Annotated in this window: 13 protein-coding genes; 9 read left to right on the top strand and 4 right to left on the bottom strand. The window is 66.1% G+C overall.

From position 1 onward, the window contains the following. Positions 1–202 precede the first annotated feature (202 nt). The 4 genes from BKX93_RS24220 to BKX93_RS20610 all read right to left on the bottom strand — a co-directional run bounded on the left by BKX93_RS24220 (position 203) and on the right by BKX93_RS20610 (position 5,334). A complete protein-coding gene (locus BKX93_RS24220; protein ID WP_186009456.1) occupies positions 203–934 on the bottom strand; it encodes a substrate-binding periplasmic protein in 732 nt (243 codons plus the stop codon). Between the two features lie 179 nt (positions 935–1,113). Next, positions 1,114–1,539 (bottom strand): lipocalin-like domain-containing protein, encoded by a 426-nt coding sequence (locus BKX93_RS20620; RefSeq protein ID WP_046168557.1) that lies wholly within the window; start codon positions 1,537–1,539, stop codon positions 1,114–1,116. A gap of 360 nt (positions 1,540–1,899) precedes the next feature. Then, positions 1,900–2,376, bottom strand: coding sequence for an FKBP-type peptidyl-prolyl cis-trans isomerase (locus BKX93_RS20615; RefSeq protein WP_046158732.1), 477 nt, complete (start codon positions 2,374–2,376; stop codon positions 1,900–1,902). 321 nt (positions 2,377–2,697) lie between these two features. After that, positions 2,698–5,334, bottom strand: coding sequence for a family 20 glycosylhydrolase (locus tag BKX93_RS20610; protein WP_070981160.1), 2,637 nt, complete (start codon positions 5,332–5,334; stop codon positions 2,698–2,700). Between the two features lie 460 nt (positions 5,335–5,794). Between BKX93_RS20610 and BKX93_RS20605 the strand changes: the two genes are divergently transcribed. From BKX93_RS20605 to BKX93_RS20565, 9 genes are all read left to right on the top strand, one after another. Further along, a complete protein-coding gene (locus tag BKX93_RS20605; RefSeq protein WP_244887282.1) occupies positions 5,795–7,927 on the top strand; it encodes a TonB-dependent receptor domain-containing protein in 2,133 nt (710 codons plus the stop codon). Positions 7,928–8,043: 116 nt separating this feature from the next. Beyond that, complete coding sequence (locus BKX93_RS20600; RefSeq protein ID WP_046158729.1) at positions 8,044–8,325, top strand: DUF2218 domain-containing protein; 282 nt, start codon at positions 8,044–8,046, stop codon at positions 8,323–8,325. Positions 8,326–8,335: 10 nt separating this feature from the next. Further along, complete coding sequence (locus BKX93_RS20595) at positions 8,336–9,445, top strand: ABC transporter substrate-binding protein (RefSeq protein WP_070981156.1); 1,110 nt, start codon at positions 8,336–8,338, stop codon at positions 9,443–9,445. After that, positions 9,442–10,509: a FecCD family ABC transporter permease gene (locus tag BKX93_RS20590; RefSeq protein WP_070981154.1), complete on the top strand. Its 1,068-nt coding sequence runs from the start codon at positions 9,442–9,444 to the stop codon at positions 10,507–10,509. The genes BKX93_RS20595 and BKX93_RS20590 overlap by 4 nt, the downstream gene beginning before the upstream one ends. After that, on the top strand, positions 10,506–11,273 hold the full coding sequence (locus BKX93_RS20585; RefSeq protein WP_070981152.1) for an ABC transporter ATP-binding protein: 768 nt from the start codon (positions 10,506–10,508) through the stop codon (positions 11,271–11,273). The genes BKX93_RS20590 and BKX93_RS20585 overlap by 4 nt, the downstream gene beginning before the upstream one ends. Positions 11,274–11,427: 154 nt before the next feature. Then, positions 11,428–15,330 carry a non-ribosomal peptide synthetase gene (locus BKX93_RS20580; protein ID WP_070981150.1) on the top strand — a complete coding sequence of 1,301 codons (3,903 nt, stop codon included), beginning with the start codon at positions 11,428–11,430 and terminating at the stop codon, positions 15,328–15,330. A 202-nt stretch (positions 15,331–15,532) separates the two neighbouring features. Then, positions 15,533–16,711 (top strand): isochorismate synthase, encoded by a 1,179-nt coding sequence (locus BKX93_RS20575; protein ID WP_070981149.1) that lies wholly within the window; start codon positions 15,533–15,535, stop codon positions 16,709–16,711. Then, complete coding sequence (locus BKX93_RS20570; RefSeq protein ID WP_070981146.1) at positions 16,708–18,315, top strand: (2,3-dihydroxybenzoyl)adenylate synthase; 1,608 nt, start codon at positions 16,708–16,710, stop codon at positions 18,313–18,315. The genes BKX93_RS20575 and BKX93_RS20570 overlap by 4 nt, the downstream gene beginning before the upstream one ends. 5 nt (positions 18,316–18,320) lie before the next feature. After that, positions 18,321–19,199: an isochorismatase gene (locus BKX93_RS20565; RefSeq protein WP_070981145.1), complete on the top strand. Its 879-nt coding sequence runs from the start codon at positions 18,321–18,323 to the stop codon at positions 19,197–19,199.

Genomic DNA, 19,199 nt, shown 5'->3' with positions numbered 1-19,199 from the left:
AGCTTAGCATTCTGACTTTCTCCCATTTTCAGCCATGGCGGCTGCTGTCCATAGATAGATATCAGCCTTCTACAATTCAAGATTATAGGTAGTGGAACGTAGGTTGAACTGAATGCAATGAAGCCCAACATTTACCGAGATACTCATCGAAAATCCTATTAGGCTGGGCTTCGCAAGCTCAACCCAAGCTACTCGCCTTAATTCATTGAGTCGCTTTGTCAGTCAGCCGGTACTTTTTCTTGAGCTCCATAACCAAAGGCTGGTTTTTGGCAAGAAATTCATTGAATTGCTTGATTACATCGCCTTGCCGGATGCTGGAAAGAGAAAAATCACTGCTTTCAAAGGGAAGCTTTCTATCAAAGACTAGCGCGCCTGGCTTGTGGACAATCTCATCAAGGTAATAATTGATGACTATCGGACTGGCATAGACGGCATCGTAGTGTCCAGTCATCCCCAAACTGATCACCTTGCTGAATGAATCCTCCTGATAGACCCGGATGGTTCCATTATTGATCTTTTGCCGCATGGCCTGCTCAAAAGGCCAAGGCGTGAACCCCCGCATGGTCACGATGGTTTTAAGGGAAGCCGGTGATAGCTGGTCCACTTTCTCAGGCTTCACTAGCAACCCTTCAATCACATTCACGACTGGATCGCTATAGAGGACGGATTTTCCTTTTTTCAGATCAGCTTGCCAATGCGGGTTGTCTGGATATTTGAAATCAATCGAACTGTCGTTCAGAAATGTATGGAATAACCTTGAAACCGGAAGTGGCGTATAAGTAAATGAATGGCCGGATTGCTTTGCAAATGCATCAAGCAAATCCCTGCCATACCCGGAAAATTTTCCATTGATGCAGCTATGCAGCGGATAATAGTCAATCTCTTCTACGCCCACGACAAATGAGCTGGCAGCAGCAGTGCCAATGAATGCCATACAAAGGAGTGCCATTGATATTGATGTCAATTTCATTTTGCACCGCACAGTCACATCCATTTGCATTAAACAACGCGGACAACCCCACCTGCTTAGAACTTGCTTATTGTTTATTACTTTAGAGCAAATAGCCAAACTCTGGCCCAGGAAATAGCTGGCTGCCCACTCTGCGCAGGCAACTACTCCCGCGCAAACCCAAGCACGCCTCTTCCCATTGCATTCCCCGCCGCCAAGGGGTTCGGCATCCAGGCGGTGAAGACTTCCAGCGCGTCGCCGTCGAGCTTGTAGAAACGCTGCTGCTCGGTGCCGTTCCAGGCCTCGTTCCAGCAGGTATCCACCTTGACGATGAAGCTGTCCCCATCCATCCGATACCGTCCGGTATAGGCCATCAAGGTACGGAACAGCGCCGCCTGTTGCGCGTCGGCGCTCCCCGGCTCCCGCTCCTTGGCAGTGACCAGCACCATCATCCGTCCATCGGCGCCGAAAATAAGGTGGCCATTGGGCTCCGCGCCCCATGGTTGGGTGCGTTCCTTGGACTCCCGCAGCTCCAGATCAAAAGAAACCAACCGCCAGCTGCCATGTAGTTTGATGTCGCGCTCAGACATATTCCATCCTGTCGCCGCTCGCCTGAATGTGCCTGCCTGTCGAATACCGGGCAGGTTGCCGCCAATCCGTTCCCGGAAGGCTAAAGCGCCGCTGGTGATCGATAACACTCATGCTAGCACAAGAGCATGATTGGCCGATTCGGCCGAACTTCTGATCAATTCGCAGCAATCAAGAATGGCCGCTATCCGCGCCAGGAATAAAGTGCGGCCATCCGAAAGGGAGCGCGTCGAGCTCTCCAAGCTGAGCTAGCAAGCGGCGCGAATCAGGAGCAGATCACTCCCTCCCAATAGAAGGCGGGGGCCAGGCAAAACAAAGCCCTCCCGGATGGGGAGGGCTTTGTTTGTGCGGGGCGGGCTGTGTCAGTGCTGATGCCCGTGCTCGCCATGCACATGCTGGTGGGCAATTTCCTCGGCGGTTGCCTCACGCACGTCCACAACTTTGAGGGCGAAGCGCAGGGTTTTGCCGCAAAGCGGGTGGTTGCCGTCCAGCAATACGGTCGGGCCTTTGATCTTGGTGACGAAATAGTAACGCGGCTCGCCATCCGGGCCGAGGCGCTGGATCTGTCCGCCTACCTTGACGCCGGGCGGGAAGTCGGTCTTGGGCATAGTGGTGACCAGAGCTTCGTCGCGTGCGCCGAAGGCGTCTTCAGTCGCGAGCTCCAGCGTGGTTTGAAAGCCTGATTCCTGACCTTCAAGCGCAGCTTCCAGTTTGGGGAAGAGGTTGTCGTAATCGCCGTGCAGATAGGAGACAGGGTGCTTGCCATCGTCGTAAACCAGCCCCTGGCTGTCGGTGACTTTCATGCGCAGAGTGACTGCGGTGTTGGCGGTGATTTTCATGGCGGGAAATGGCAAAGAAATTGAAGCCGGAAGGTTCGCAGTTCAGCGGGGGAGTGTCAACTGAATCGCCCTCCGTTTGCCAGATGCTTATACGGCGGCTTCCAATGCGAAAACAGCCATCTTTCATCCCGCATGCGGGGACAACTTTGGCCGAGATGCTGCCAGTCGGCAGCTTGGCCAAGCCCATGCTTTTCAAATCTCCACTCCAACGAAAACAGCGGGCCGACGACCCGCCGTTCCTTTCCAGTCAATCCGCGAACTCCATGCGAAGACCTCGGCTTTCAAAACGCGGTCAAGCGTCTTGCCCGCGCCCCATGCCGCTCACTGCCCGGACAGAACCTCCACCCTTCCGGCTCGGCGGCCATCCTGGGTGACGCCGCGCCAGTAGCGCGCCTGTACCTGCAAGCCGGGCAGATAGTTCTGCCAGCTATGGCCATCGGGCGAATACTGCAGGCGCGCGCCCGGCCACTCGGTCGTCACCGAAATGCCGTTGGCGTCCGGCAGCACAGCCGGCATCGATACCCGGTAGCCGATGCCGGCGCGCTCCAGCTTGCCGGCCTCGCGCCAGCCCAGCACCGCGGCGAATTGCTGCCAGTCTGCGTTCAGCGCCGCCTTGTCCACCAGCTTGGTGACGCCCAGCTGGTAGGTTTCGCCCACCTTGTACGGCCGCTCCCACCCGGCCTTGTGCCAGGCGCGCTCGGCCAGCGCCAACAGCCGCGGATAGACCATGGTTTCGAACTCGGCGTCGGTGCGCATCACCTCGGTCCAGGCCTGGCCCTGGATGCCGGCGTACCGCGCCGGCGCGGCGGAGCTGGTCACTGCGAACGGCTGGCCTTGGCGGTCCGGCATCACTTCGGCGTTCTGCGGCAGATTGTCCGGCGCGAAGCTGAACACCTTGTAGCTGTCGGTGTCGCGCGAGGCCCAGTAATAGCCGTGCTCGCGCGGGTTCAGCTCGTAGGGGAAGTCGAAGTACAGGTAGTCCGGCAGCGCCAGCACGGTCTTGAAGCCCTTGGCGGCGTAGCCGTTCACCGCCTGCGCCGCGCCCCAGTACAGCGTGTCCCATTCGGTGACCATGGTGTTGCGGGTGGCGAAATCGGACGCGCCGCTGGAGCCGGCCACCCCGTCCTGCCACGCCGCCATCGTCGGAATGCCCTGCTGGGTAACGATGCGGCTGGCCTCGCGCGCGAAGCGTAGCGGCAGGTCGTCCACGCTCTTCAACTTGCCTTTGGCGATCTGCGCCTGGCAGGCCGGCGAGCGGCCCCACGGCTTGTCTTGCTGCGCCATATTGACCTTGCCCTTGGACGGGTCGCTGCCGCTGGCGTCCTGGAAGCCGGAGCCCAGCAAGATGTTCTTGGCCTCGTCGCCGCCGAAGTGCCAGGTCTGCAGCGGCTGGCCGGCCTCGCGGTGCATCTGCGCCACCTCGGCCACCAGCTTGGACACGAAGCGGCCGCTGCCCGGCACGCAGGGATTGAAATAAGTGCGGCGGTCATAGAACTGCACCGACAGCGTGTTGGACTGGTCCTGCGGGTCCAGCAGCCGGTATTCGGCCGCCGCCTGCGGCTGGCCCTGGGCCATCAGCTTGCGGTAGCGCGCCTCCATCGACACTACCGCGGCGCGGGCGTGCGCCGGCATGTCGAACTCCGGAATCACCTCGATGAAGCGGGCCTGGGCGTAGCTCACCAGCGCGATGTAGTCGGCGCGGGTCAGATAGCCGCCGCCGGACTGGTTGGCCGGGCCGGAGCCCAGCTGCGGCACCAGGCACTGGGTTTCGCTCAAGTCATGGCAACGGCGCGCGCCGACGTCGGTCAGCTCCGGCAGGCCGGGAATCTGCAAACGCCAGCCTTCGTCATCGGACAGATGCAGATGCAGCTTGTTGAGCTTGTAGGCGGCCATCTGGTCTATCAGGCGGCGCGCGGTGGCCGGCTGCTTGAAGTTGCGCGCCAGGTCGGCCATGAAGCCTCGGTGGACATAGCGCGGCGCGTCCTCCACCGTCATCCAGCGCACCTGTCCGCCGCCCTGCGGCAGCAGGCCCAGCAGGGTCTGCACGCCGTAGAACACGCCGGCGGCGTCAAAGCCTTCCACCTTCACGCCCTGCTGGCCGATCAGCAGCCGGTAGCCGCCGGACACGGCGATGTCGGCCGGAAGGCGGGCGCCGGCCACGCCGCCGCTGACATTGACGCCCTCGTTGCGTAGGCCCAGCTGCGCCGCGCGCAGCGCCAGCGCGTCCCGCTGCGCCGGGCTGACCCCGGACAGGTTCAGGTTAAGGCCGCGAACCAGCAGCTCGCCGCCGCCCAGCTGCTGGCGCAATGTGGCCGGGATGACGCGGTTTGCCGCCTGCGCGGCGGACAGCTGCGGGCCGCGCTGGCTGAAAGCGCGGTAGCGCTGTTCCGGCGTGGCCAGCGGCCGCAGCTCGCCGGCCGGATTTTTCCAGTTGTCGCCGGCCAGCGGCAGCAGATAGCTGGCCTCGTCGCTGCTGTCGTGCCGCAGCAGCGCCGGCTGCTGGCCGTCCACCGTCACATAGGGCCGGGGCAGCACGTCGCTTTCCTGCAGGATCCAGTATTCGTCTATCAGCGGCAGTTCCAGCTTCTGGCCGGGCGCCAGGCCCTGGAAAGCGTCGGTGGGGGTGACTTGGTACAGGTCGCCGGTGATGTGGCGGAGGGAGAACTGCGGCGTGTCCAGCTTCAAAATGCGGCGGATGCTGTGCAGATACAGGTTCCAGCCGCCGCCGGGCGCCACCGCCTGCCCGCCCTTGTTCTCCAGGATCAGCCTCCCTTTCAGGCAGGACGCCCAGTCCGCCCCCAGGTCGGAGCACGGCGCGCCGGCGGCCGCGCCCTTATTGGTGTCCACCGCAATTTTCAGCGACAGGCTCTGCCCCAGCGCCGCCGCATCCGGCGCGGCCCACGCCCATGCCGACAAGGCGGCCAGCACGGCCGCGCCCAGTAATCGCTTCACGCCCATCGTCCACTCCCTCGCTATCCACCATGGCGTTCCGGGCGCGCGCGTCCGGAGCTCTCGCCGTTGCCCGGCCATGCGCGATGCAAACGGCATTGGTATTTAATTGGTATTCTGAGTGGCGCGCAAGCGGTACTGCCAATTAGGACTGGCGCAATGCAAACTTTGCGCAATGGGCTTGCGCGGATTCCGTAAAAACGCCGTTGCGATGTCATCTTCTTGCAACATGGTGGAATTTCACGCCAATCCCCAACAAATTCATGCTCTTGCGCACGCTCGATGCGCTTGCCAAGCCCGTCATGCGCGGTCTTTATGCGAATAAAAACGATTCCTATTTGTGTTCAAAATAAGTCGATGTGATAATGGTCCGCTCAATTGACATTCATTGCGCAAATCTAATCCGGCGTCATGATCGGAACGGCTTGCGATGCGCCAGCCGGCTTGCCAATTGGATATGCGTTCCGTGATGAACACTCTGGGTATGACCAATACAATGAAAAACAAGCGCTCCCCGCACCTCGCGCGCCCGGCATTCCGCCTGGCCATGCTGTCCGCCGCCGTCGGCGCCCTCTACCTGCCCGCCGCGCACGCCGCCGAAACGGTGCTGCCCTCGGTGGTGGTGACCGCCACCGGCTACGAGCAGAAAATCAAGGAAGCCCCGGCCAGCATCTCGGTGATTACCCGCGAAGATCTGGAAAAGAAACCGTTCACCAACCTGGCCGACGCGATCCAGGATCTGGAAGGCGTCAGCATCAATGGCTCCGGTCCGGGGGACAAGGACATCTCCATCCGCGGCCTGCCCGGCGAATACACGCTGCTCCTGGTGGATGGCCGCCGCCAGAACACCCGCGAATCCCGCAGCCGCGGCACCGGCGGTTTCCAGCAGTATCAGATCCCGCCGATGGAAGCGATCGAGCGCATCGAAGTGGTGCGCGGCCCGATGTCGTCGCTGTACGGCTCCGATGCGATGGGCGGCGTAGTCAACATCATCACCCGCAAGGCTCCCAAGGAATGGCACGGTTCGATGACGCTGGGCGGCACCATCACCGAGCACTCCGATGAAGGCAACACCGGCCAGAGCAGCTTCTGGGTCGGCGGCCCGCTGGTGAAAGACCTGCTGTCGCTGCAACTGTACGGCGCGCTGAACAACCAGGCCGAAGACAATATTTACTACTCGAAAAGCTTAGATGGCGGGAAGGATGCCGCCCACGTCGGCGACATCAATGCCAAACTTAGCTTCACTCCAAGCAAGGATCATGAAATCACGTTTGAGGCAGGCCATAACGAGCTGCGTAAAACCACCACCCCTGGCAAAAGCGTTGCACCTAGTGGTAGTAAGGACGACTATTTCGACACTCGAGACCACTGGAGCCTGAGCCATAACGGCAAGTACGGCATCATCCGTTCCAATGTCGCGCTATATCAGGAAATCGAGAAACCGAGCCACAGCGCCAACAATGTCGATGACGGCAAAGGCATGAAACTGACCAACACCACGCTGGACGGTCAGCTCTCCTTCCTGTTCGACAGGCACACACTGAAGCTCGGCACTCAAATCGGCAAGCAGGTTGGCGACAAGATGCGCGCGCAGGACGACATTCCCGGTCTCAATGGTCCCGCCAATCCGAACAAAATCACCGTCAACACTTGGGCGCTGTTTGCCGAAGACACCTACGACATTACCGACAGCCTGAAGCTGACCGGCGGCGGTCGCCTTGACCATCACAGCGTGTTTGGCAGCCACTTCACGCCACGCCTGTATCTGGTAGATCAACTGAACGCGAATTGGACGCTAAAAGGAGGCATTGGCAAGGGCTTTAAAGCGCCAACCATACGCCAAAGCACTGAGGGCTATTGCATCAGCACCAATAAAGGCGCCGGGCTTTTGTGCGGCAATGGGAAACTGAAGCCGGAGGAAAGTACCTCCTACGAAGCCAGCCTGCACTTCGACAACAATCGAGACCTGCAAGCCAACGCTACGCTGTTTTACAACCAGTTTAAAAATAAAGTCGTCAGTTATGGCACCAGCCAGTACACAAGCCAGCTAGTCACCAAAGCAGGCCAGATGACTGAAGTGTATGTCTACGACAATGTTGACTCCGTAAACATCCATGGTCTGGAGTTCTCTAGCAGCTGGACATTCGCGCCGCGCTGGACTCTGTCCGGCAACTACACCTACACCAAATCCAAACGCCACGGCGGCAAGGAAACCACCTTCTCCGGCCAGTCGCTGGAGGGCATGCCGCTGGACAAGACACCGGAGCACGCCGGCAACGTCAAGCTGGCCTGGAATCCGGTAGAGAAGCTGGATCTGTACACTCGCTTGAACTTCGAAGGTAAGCAGTACTACGCGGCGTACCGCAACGGTGCCAATGGAGTGCGGACCCGAGGCGGTTCCAGCACCTGGGACCTGGGCGGCACCTACCACATCAACAAGACCTTCGACGTTAACTTTGCCGTATACAACATCGGCGACCGCAAAGTCGCCATCGACGACCGCCCTGGCAATCGAGCCAAAACCGGCAACGGTCCGCTTAACGGCAACTGGATGGTCGACGAGGGCCGCCGCTATTGGCTGACCCTGACCGGCAAGTTCTAAACCCCGCGCTCCCCGTCCGCGCCGCAAAAGCGGACGGGAAGCTACGCACGGCAGTTGCCGGACCCCATCGGTCCGCCAACTGCCTGTTCCCGTTTTAAAAGAATGGAGAAATCATCATGCTGAGCAGCCGCGCCTCCCTCACCACCGCCAACGCCGACAAGGTGCTGTACAAACTGTGCAAGCACTACGCGCTGAAGGTGCCGGTGGATTTCGACACCGAGCGCGCCCACGTGCAGTTCCCCATCGGCACCTGCGACATCCAGCGCGAAGGCGACACGCTGGACATGGTGTGCGCGGCGGACGCGGCCGACAAGCTGGCCAAGATCGAATTCATCATGGACGAGCACCTGGGCCTGATGGCCAAGCAACCGGAACTCAAGCTCGACTGGCAAAAGTAAAGGGCGCCCGATGAAGACCGTATTCTCCCGCCTGCTGGCCGCCGCGCTGATCGCCGCCGCCTCGCTATCGGCCCAAGCCGCCGTCGTCACCGACATCGCCGGCCGCAAAGTGGAAGTGCCGGCCAAGGTGAACCGCATCCTGCTGGGCGAAGGCCGGCTGTTCTATTCCTTGGCGCTGCTGGAAGGCAAACAGCCGCTGGCGCGCGTCGCCGGCTGGCAGGGCGATTTCCGCCAGCTGGACCCGCAAACCTACGCCCAGTACAAGAAACGCTTTCCCGAGATCGACCGCATCCCGCTGATCGGCAAGACCAGCGAGAACTCGGTCAGCGCCGAAAAGGTGCTGACCCTGAAGCCGGACATCGCCATCTTCAGCATCTCCGGCCATGGCCCGGGCCTGAACAACCCCATCGTCCAGCAGCTGCAGGCGGCCAAGGTTCCAGTGGTGTTCGTCGATTTCCGCAACGCGCCGCTGGAGCACACCGTGCCCAGCCTGCGCATCATGGGCCAGGCGCTGCAGCGCGAGGCCGAAGCCGAGCGCTTCATCCGCTTCTACCAAAGCCGGATAGACGCCATCCGCAAGACGGTGGCCGCCATCCCCGCGCAGCAGAAGCCCAAGGTCTTCCTTGACCTGCGCGCCGCAGCCTTCCCCAACGTCACCAGCGCCGGCAAGGGCAGCCTGGGCGAGCTGGTGGACGCCGCCGGCGGCGTCAATATCGGCGACAAGCTGATTCCCGGCGCGGTGGGCGAGGTGAACATGGAGCACGTGCTGGCCTCCAAGCCCGACTGGTACATCGGCACCGGCACCGCCGACGCGGCCGACAAGATCGGCATCCAGTTCGGCGCCGACATCTCGCCGGCCCAGGCCCGCGCATCGCTGGCCCGCGCCGCCGCGCGCAAGCCGGTGGGCGCGCTCGCCGCGGTGCGCGACGGCCGCACCTTCGGCGCCTGGCACCACTTCTACAACACGCCCTACCACATCGTGCTGCTGGAAGCCTTCGCCAAGACGCTGCAGCCGACGCGCTTCGCCAAGCTGGACCCGGACGCCAGCTGGCAGCAGCTGCACCGCGACTTCCTGGCGATCCCGCCGCAAGGCACCTACTGGGTCAAGGGAGGCAAATGAGCGAGTCCGCCCTGCCCCCGCTCACCGCCGCCGCGGTGAGCGGCGACTACCGCCGCGCGCTGCTGCGCCGGCTGCTGCTGGTGGCCGGCCTGCTGGCGCTGCTGGCGCTGTCGCTGTCTCTGGACGTCGCCACCGGCGCCAGCGGCATGCCGCTGGCCGAGTTCTGGCGCACGCTGCTGGAGCCGTCCGCCGCCGATCCGGCCACCGCCGTCATCGTCTGGGACATCCGCCTGCCTTACGCGCTGATCGCCGTCGGCGCTGGCCTGGCGCTGGGCCTGGCCGGGGCGGAGATGCAGACCGTGCTGCACAATCCGCTGGCCGACCCGTTCACGCTGGGCCTGCAGCCGGCCGCCGCCTTCGGCGCGGCGCTGGCGCTGCTGCTGGGCATCAGCCTGCCCGGCATTCCCGCCTCGTGGATGCTGCCGGTCAACGCCTTCGTGTTCGCGCTGGGCTCGGCGCTGCTGCTCGACCTGGTGGCGCGCTGGACGCGGATGGCGGCCAGCGGAGTGGTGCTGTTCGGCATCGCGCTGTTCTTCAGCTTCAACGCCCTGGTCTCGCTGCTGCAATTCGTCTCCACCGCCGACGCGCTGCAGGACCTGGTGTTCTGGCTGATGGGCAGCCTGTCGCGCGCCGACTGGCCCAAGATCGGCCTGATCTTCGCCGCCTTCGCGCTGATCCTGCCGTGGTCGCTGGCCAATTCCTGGCGGCTGACCGCGCTGCGCCTGGGCGAGGACCGCGCCGCCAGCTTCGGCATCGACGTGCGCCGGCTGCGGCTGACCTCCTTGCTGCGCGCCAGCCTGCTCACCGCGCTGGCGGTGGCCTTCGTCGGCACCATAGGCTTCATCGGCCTGATCGCGCCGCACATCGCCCGCAAGCTGGTGGGCGAGGATCACCGCTTCTACCTGCCGGTGAGCGCGCTGACCGGCGCGGCCATCCTGTCCATGGCCTCGGTGGTCACCAAGAACCTGATTCCCGGCGTCATCGTGCCGGTGGGCATCGTCACCGCGCTGGTGGGCATCCCCTTCTTCATCGTCATCGTCTTGCGCAACGGAGGCCGGACATGAGCGATCAGCTGTCCATCGAAAACCTGTCGGTCAGCTACGGCAAGCGCCGCGTCATCGACAAGCTGTCCGTCCCCTGTATGCGGGCGGGCGAGGTCACCGCCCTGCTCGGCCCCAACGGCAGCGGCAAGTCCACCCTGCTGCGCGCGCTGGCCGGCTTGCAGGGCGGCGACGGCCTGGTCCGCCTGCGCGGCCGCCCGCTCAGCCGCCAACGCGGCGAGGTGGCCTACCTGCCGCAGACGCTGCCGCCCTGCGTGCATCTGACGGTGTTCGAATCGCTGATGGTGGCCGGCCAGGCCACCGCCGCCGGCCTGTTCCGCCGCCACGACGACCAGCAGGTGTTCGCGCTGCTGCAGTCGCTGGGAATCGACCACCTGGCGCTGCGCTTCCTCGACCAGCTCTCCGGCGGCCAGCGCCAGCTGGTGGGCATCGCCCAGGCGCTGATACGCGAGCCGGCTGTGCTGCTGCTGGACGAGCCGCTGTCGGCGCTGGACCTGAATTACCAGTTCCACGTGATGGACCTGCTGCGGCGCGAGACCCGCCGCCGCGGCATGGTGACGGTGATCGTGCTGCACGACCTGAACGCGGCGCTGCGCCACGCCGACCGAGCGCTGATGCTGAAGGCCGGCCAACTGCTGGCCAACGGCGATCCGGACCAGGTGATAGACGCCGCCACGCTGCAAGCGGTCTACGGCGTCAACGGCCGGGTGGAGCGCTGCTCGCAAGGCGTGCCCCACGTGCTGGTGGACGGCCTGGCCGCAGGCTGACCCTCCCGGCGGGACGGCCAGCGTAGTCCCGCCGGATTGAATTCTCTCTTTTCTCACGCAATGCGATTGAAATTGATATTCAATCGCATTTATGATGTCAGCCTTCGCTCAAGCGCCGCCCAAGCGGCCGGAACAATAACAGGCAGACATCCTCATGACCGAGACCTCCCCCCGCCTTCCCGTCAGCTACGCCCAGCACGGCATCTGGATGGGCCAGCGCCTGGCGCCCGACAATCCCGGCTATTGGACCGCCGAGGCCATCGAGCTGAAAGGCCCGCTGGACGCCGGCATTCTGCGCGCCTGCGCCGCCGAGGCGCTTGCCCATTGCCCGGCGCTGAACATGCGCTTCGAGTTCGACGGCGAGACGCTGTGGCAGCATCCGCGGCGCAGCTCGCCCCAGCCGCTGCCCTGGCACGACCTGAGCGGCGAATCCGATCCCGAAGCCGCGGCCGCCGCCTGGATGCGCGGGGCGCTGTCCCAGCCCTGCGATCCGGCCGTCGATCCGCTGTACCGCAGCGCGCTGATCCAGCTGGGACCGCGCCATTGCCTGTGGTACGTGCAAACCCATCACATCGCGCTGGACGGCTTCGCCTACGGCCTGCTGAGCAAGGTCGTGGCCGCGCGCTACAACGCCGCGCTGCGCGGACAGGACGCGCCGCCGCTGCCCGACTGGCGGCTAGAGCCGGTGCTGGCGGAAGACCAGGCTTATCAGGCGTCCGCACAGCGCGAGCGCGACCAGGCGTTCTGGACCGCGCGGCAGCAAACCTTCCCCGCCGCCGCCACGCTGGCCCCGCCCCAGCCGCTGGCCGACGGCGTGCGCAAGGCCAGCCGCGCGCTGACTTCCGGCCAGATCGACGCCTGGCAGCGCGCGGCCAAGGCCTGCGGCGTCAACTGGGCCGCCTGGCTGATGGCGGCGGCGGCGGCCTGGCTGGCCCGGCACGGCGGGCAGCGCGCGATCACGCTGGGCCTGCCGGTGATGAACCGCATGGGCTCGGCCGCGCTGGGCGTGCCCTGCATGGCGATGAACATCGCGCCGCTCAGCCTGAGGCTGGACCCGGCCCGCAGCCTGGGAGAGCTGGCCCGGCAGGCCGCCGCCGGCCTGCGCGACATCCGCCCCCACCAGCGCTACCGCTACGAATGGCTGCGCGGCGATCTGGGCCGGCTGGACGGCCGCCAGCGGCTGTTCGGCCCGGTGCTCAACCTGATGCCCTTCGACCGCCACGCGCCGTTCGACGGCCTGGAAACCCGCATCCGGCCGATCAGCTCCGGCCCGGTGGAAGACCTGTCGATCAACATCAGCCTGCTCAACACCGAGTGGCGGCTGAGCCTGGAAGCCCACCCGGACGCCTATCCGGCTGAACGCCTGGACGCGCTGTGGCATGACTTGCCGCAGTGGCTCGACCAACTGGCCCATGCCGAGCCCGCCACGCCGCTGGCGAGCTTGCTGCCGGATTTGCCGCCGCTGTCCATCCTGCAAGGCCCGGCGCTGGAGCAGCCCGCGGTCCCGGTGATGGAGCGGCTGGCCGCGCAGGCCGCCGCCCGGCCGGACGCGACCGCCCTGGAAGGCGAAGGCCAGGCCCTCAGCTACCGCGCGCTGCTGGACCGGGCGCGGGCGCTGGCCGGCCGCTTGAAAGCCCAGGGCCTGGAGGACGGCGAGCGCGTCGCCATCCTGCTGCCGCGCTCGGTGGACGCCATCGTCGCCATCCTCGGCACGCTGTGGGCCGGCGGCTGCTATGTCCCGCTCGATCCGCTCGGCCCATCGGCCCGCCTGGCCATGGCGCTGGACGACGCCCGCCCCCGGCTGGCGCTGACCCATCGTCGCTGGGCCGCGCTGTGCGGCGACGCGCCGGCGCTGTGCCTGGACGAAGCGCCGGGCGAAGACGCGCCGCGCCTGCACGCCTGCGCCGCCGGCGTCGACAGCCCGGCCTACCTGCTCTACACCTCCGGCTCCACCGGCAAGCCCAACGGCGTGCTGGTCGGCCACCGCGCGCTGGCCCACTTCGTCTCCAGCGCCGGCCAGTTCTACCGCGTCCGGGCCGGCGAGCGCATCCTGCAGTTCGCGCCGCTGCACTTCGACGCCAGCATCGAGGAAATCTTCCTGGCGCTGTGCCATGGCGGCACGCTGGCGCTGCGCGACGACGCGATGCTGGAATCGATGCCCGCCTTCGCCGACGCCATCGCACGGCTGAAGATAGACGTGCTGGACCTGCCCACCGCCTTCTGGCATGAGTTCGCTTACGCGCTGACGCCGGAACTGGCCGGCCGGCTGTCCCGCGTCCGCCTCGCCATCATCGGCGGCGAGGCCGCGCTGCCAGAGCGCGCGCGCCGCTGGCGCGAGCTGCTGCCGGACGCCACGCTGCTCAACAGCTACGGGCCCACCGAGACCTCCATCATCGCCACCGGCGCCGCGCTGGCAGGCCCTTCCGCGGTATGGGACGGCGGCGACGACATTCCCATCGGCCTGCCGCGCCCCGGCGTGGGCGCCGCCATCGTCGACGCAGGCCTGCAGCCGGTGGCGCAGGGCGAGGAAGGCGAGCTGTGCCTGCTGGGCGACGCGCTGGCCATCGGCTACCTGGGCCGCGACGAGCTGACCGCCCGCCGCTTCGTGGCGTTGGACGCGCTGCCCGGCGCGCCGCGCGCCTACCGCACCGGCGACCGCGCGGTCTGGCAGGGCGGCCAGCTGCGCTTCCTCGGCCGGCTGGACCACGAATTGAAGATCAGCGGCCTGCGCATCGACCCGGCCGAAGTGGAAAACGCGCTGCTAGCCTGCCCCGGCGTGCGCGAGGCCGCGGTGATCGGCCTGCCGCTGGCCGGCGGCGGCTGCACGCTAGCCGCCTTCCTCGCCGCCGACGCGGAGCCGGACGCCGGCGCGCTGCGCCGCCAATTGGCCGAACGGCTGCCCGCCGCCGCCATTCCCGACCGCTGGCAATGGCTGGAGCAACTGCCGCGCAACGTCAACGGCAAGATAGACCGCAAGCAACTGGCCGCCATGGATGACGCGCCGGACCGCAACGCGTCCCCTGCCGCCGAGGCCACGCCGCTGGAGCGGCAGATCATGAAAGTGTGGAGCCAGGTGCTGGGCCGCATGCCGGAAGGCCCGCACGCCAACTTCTTCGCGCTGGGCGGCAAGTCGCTGCAGGCGATCCAGGCCGCCAACCGGCTGGCCCAGCTGCTGCAACGCGAAGTCGCCGTATCCGCGCTGTTCAGCTACAACACCGTCGCCGCGCTGGCGCAGGCGCTGAACGCGCCGGCAGCGCACCGGCCGCCATCGGCGAGCCAGGGCGGCGAATTCGCGCCGCTGCTGACCATTCAGCCGGGCAAGCTGCCGGCGCTGTTCTGCCTGCATCCGGCGGAAGGCCTGTCCTGGTGCTACCTGGGATTGGCGCGGCACCTGCCGGACACCGCCATCTACGGCCTGCAGGCCACCGGCATCCAGGGCGAGCTGCCCGCCAGCTTCGACGCGATGGTGGCCGACTACGTCGCCCGCATGCGCGACGTCCAGCCGCATGGCCCCTACCGGCTGCTGGGCTGGTCGCTGGGCGGCGCGCTGGCGCAGGCGATGGCCGCCGCGCTCTCCGACGCCGGCGAAACCGTTGAGCTGCTGGCGCTGATGGACAGCTACCCGGTCAGCAGCTGGCAAGGCCGGCCCGAGCCGACCCTGCACGACGCCTTGGTGACGGTGCTCAGCGTCAACGGCGAGGTGGACGCCGACGCCGACGGCCTGCCGCTGGACAACGACGCCATCTACCAGCGCCTGCTGCGCGCCGGCAGCCCGCTGGCGCCGCTGGGCCGCGCCGCGTTGGAAAAGCTGGGCCAGGCCTCGCTGCACGGCATGCGGCTGTTCCGCGACAGCCGCACGCCGACCTACACCGGCGACATGCTGCTGTTCCGCGCCGGCCGCCATCCCGGTGACGCGCCGACGCCGGCCGACTGGCAGCCCTATCTACAGGGCAAGCTGGACTGCATGGAGCTGGACTGCGACCACTTCGGCATGAGCGATCCGGAACCGATGCGCCGCATCGGCGAGGAACTGTCGCGCCGACTGAACCGCGCCTGAAGCCCCACGCCCGGCGCGCGCTCTCGCGCCGGGCTTCGCCCCTCCCCTGCGTCGGCAAAATGGATTTTATTTTCCATCCAAGCCCGATTGCGCAATTTTCCAATATTCCCAAGGCATGAACAGGGGTATTCGGCGATTGACAGGCGATTACTTTGAATATACATTGAACGATAATTATTATCATTATCATCGGAGTCAAGCCATGCACACCCAGTCGGCCACGACCGGCAGCGCCGAAGACGGCGAGTTTTATTTCATGTCGTCCCACCGCAGCCTGAAGGCCGCCGGTGTACATGCCCGCATCCACACCCCCGCACGCGGCGCCCTCGATCCGGACAGCGCGTTCTCCCGAGAAGTGGCGGAAGCCTTCGCCCGCGCCCGCGCCGACGGCATCGCCTCCCCGGTGCTGATGGGCGCCATTCCCTTCGACATCGACCAGCCGTCCGAACTGTTCATCCCCGCCCGCCACGCCTTCTTCGACCGCCAAGAACGCTTGCAGGCGGCCGCCCAGCGCGCCGGCGACGGCAGCAAGGTGGTCGGCTCGCGCAGCATCCCGGACGAGCAAGGCTTCAAGGCCGCCGTCAGCCAAGCCATCGAACAGTTCAGCCATGGCGAAATCCGCAAGGCGGTGCTGTCTCGCGTGCTGGAGGTGGACTTCGACCGCCCGGTGTCGGCGGAACGCGTGTTCGACGCCGTGTGCGCGCAAAACCCCAACGGCTACCAGTTCCAGCTGCCGCTCTCAGACGGCGGCCGCCTGGTGGGCGTCAGCCCCGAGCTGCTGCTGCAGAAGGAAGGCGCGCGCGTGCGCACCTTCCCGCTGGCCGGTTCCGCCAAGCGCCAGAGCGACCCGGCGGCCGACGCCGCCGCCAGCGCCAGGCTGCTGGACTCGTCCAAGGACCATTACGAGCACAGCCTGGTCATCGACGACATCCAGAACGTGCTGGGCCCCTATTGCGCCAAGCTGTCCATCCCGTCCGCGCCGTCGCTGCTGGGCACCCGCGCGATGTGGCACCTGGGCTCGCAGATAGACGGCGTGCTCTCCGACGCCTCGCTGCCGATTCTGCAGCTGGCCTGCCGCCTGCACCCGACGCCGGCGATCTGCGGCTTCCCCACCCAGGCTTCCCGCCAGCTGATCCGCGAGATCGAACCGTTCGAGCGCGGCGTGTTCAGCGGCATCGTCGGCTGGTGCGACGAGCATGGCAACGGCGAATGGGCGGTGACCATACGTTGCGCCACCGTGGCCGATACCCGCGTGCGGCTGTTCGCCGGCGCCGGCATCGTCGCCGCGTCCACACCGGAATCGGAATGGGCGGAAACCCAGGCCAAGCTGGGCACCATGCTGGGCGCCTTCGGCCTGTCCGGCCAGGAGGCGGCGGCATGAGCGTAGCCTTCACCCGCTGGCCCGACGACCTGGCGGCGCGCTACCGCGCCGCCGGCTACTGGAACGACCAGCCGATGACCGAGATGCTGGCCCGGCAATGCCGCGAGCGACCCGACGCGCCGGCCGTGCTGTGCGGCGAGCGCGAGATCAGCTACGCCGAGCTGGACCGCCGCTCCGACAACCTGGCCGCCTGGCTGCTGGCGCGCGGCGTGGCCCGCCACGACACCGCGCTGGTGCAGCTGCCCAACGTCGCCGAGTTCTACATCGCGCTGTTCGCGCTGTTCAAGATCGGCGCCGCGCCGGTCAACGCGCTGTTCAGCCACCAGAAGCTGGAGCTGTCGGCCTACGCCCGCCAGATCCAGCCCAAGCTGCTGATCGCCGACCGCCGCCACCCGCTGTTCGGCGACGACGCGATGGCGGACGAGCTGGCTGCCATCTCGCCGGCGCTGAGCGTGCGCCTGTTCGCCAACGACGAGCTGGAAGCCGTGCTGGAGCGGGATTGCGGCGGCCTGCCGGCCGAGGCCGGCCCCAGCGCCGCCGACGAAGTGGCGTTCTTCCAGCTGTCCGGCGGCAGCACCGGCACGCCCAAGCTGATTCCGCGCACCCACAACGACTACTTCTACAGCGTGCGCCGCAGCGCCGAGATCTGCGAGCTCGGCCCGCGCACCCGCTTCCTGTGCGCGCTGCCCGCGCCGCACAACTTCCCGCTCAGCTCGCCGGGCGCGCTCGGCGTGTTCCACGCCGGCGGCGCGGTGGTGTTGGCGCCCAATCCGGAAGCGCTGGCCTGCTTCGCGCTGGTGGAGCGCCACCAGGTGGACATCGCCGCGCTGGTGCCGCCGGCCGTCGCGCTGTGGCTGCAGGCCGCGCCCGGCCGCGAGTCCCAGCTGAAGAGCCTCAAGCTGCTGCAGGTCGGCGGCGCGAGCTTCGCCGAAGCCACCGCCCGCCAGGTGCCGGAAGTGCTGGGTTGCAAGCTGCAACAGGTGTTCGGCATGGCCGAGGGCTTGGTCAACTACACCCGCCTGGACGACGGCGACGACATCGTCTATGGCTGCCAGGGCCGGCCGCTGAGCGACGCCGACGAAGTGAAAGTGGTGGACGAAGCCGGCCACCCGGTGCCGATCGGCGCGCCCGGCATGCTGGCCACCCGCGGCCCCTACACCTTCCGCGGCTACTACCTGGCCCCGGAGCACAACGCCCGCGTGTTCGACAACGAGGGCTTCTATTACTCGGGCGACGTGGTGGTGGCCGACGAGCGCGGCTATCTGCGCGTGGTCGGCCGGGTGAAAGACCAGATCAACCGCGGCGGCGAGAAGATCGCCGCCGAGGAGATCGAACACCTGCTGCTGCAACACCCGCAAGTGGCCCAGGCCGCGCTGGTGGCGATGCCCGACGCGATGCTGGGCGAGAAAAGCTGCGCCTACGTGGTGGCGCATGAGGACGGGCTGAAATCGGTGGCGCTGCGCCGCTTCCTGCGCGAGCAGGGCGTGGCCGACTACAAGCTGCCCGACCGCTTCGAACTGGTAAGCACCCTGCCGCTGACCCACGTCGGCAAAATAGACAAACAAGCGCTGCGTGGCATGCTGGCCGCCGCGGCCGGAGCCTGAACACCATGAGCATTCCCAAGCTGAACGCCTACCCGCTGCCGCAGGCGGCCGACTTCCCCGCCAACAAGACCGCCTGGCGCGTGGAGCCCAAGCGCGCCGCGCTGCTGATCCATGACATGCAGCGCTATTTCCTCGCCTTCTACGGCGAAGACAGCGCGCTGGTCAATGAACTGGTGGGCAAGGTGGAGGCGCTGCGCCGCTGGGCCGACAGCCACGGCGTGCCGGTGATCTACACCGCGCAGCCCACCGAACAGAAACCGGAAGACCGCGCGCTGCTGAACGATATGTGGGGCCCGGGCTTGACCACCGCCGATCCGGCGGTGCAAGTGGTGACGCCGCGGCTGGCCCCGCGCGAGCAGGACACCGTGCTGGTCAAATGGCGCTACAGCGCCTTCCAGCGCAGCGACCTGCAGGAAAGAATGCGGACCTGGGGCCGCGACCAGCTGGTGATCTGCGGCGTCTACGCCCACATCGGCTGCATGATGACCGCCTGCGACGCCTTCATGCGCGACATCCAGGCCTTCATGGTCGGCGACGCGGTGGCCGATTTCAGCGAGGAAGAGCACAAGATGGCGCTGCGCTACGTGGCCACCCGCTGCGGCGCGGTGATCGCGCAGTCGGACCTCGCGGTTGCCGGCGGCGACGCCGCGCTGACCCGCGAATGGCTGAAAGCCCAGGTGCTGACCGTGCTGGAAGACGGCGACGACAGCCTGGCCGGCGGCGACAACCTGCTGGACTACGGCCTGGACTCCATCCGCGTGATGGAGCTGGTGGCGCAATGGCAAAAGCTGGGTCTGGAAATCGGCTTCGAAGATTTGGCCCAGGACCTGACGCTGGACGGCTGGTGGGCCGCCATCCAGGCCAAGCTGCCGCAGGAGGCCTGA

Source organism: Chromobacterium vaccinii, from assembly GCF_001855275.1.
Lineage (GTDB): Bacteria > Pseudomonadota > Gammaproteobacteria > Burkholderiales > Chromobacteriaceae > Chromobacterium > Chromobacterium vaccinii.
The sequence above is the reverse complement of the archived record's forward strand: the minus strand, read 5'-3'. Positions and strand labels throughout refer to the sequence as shown.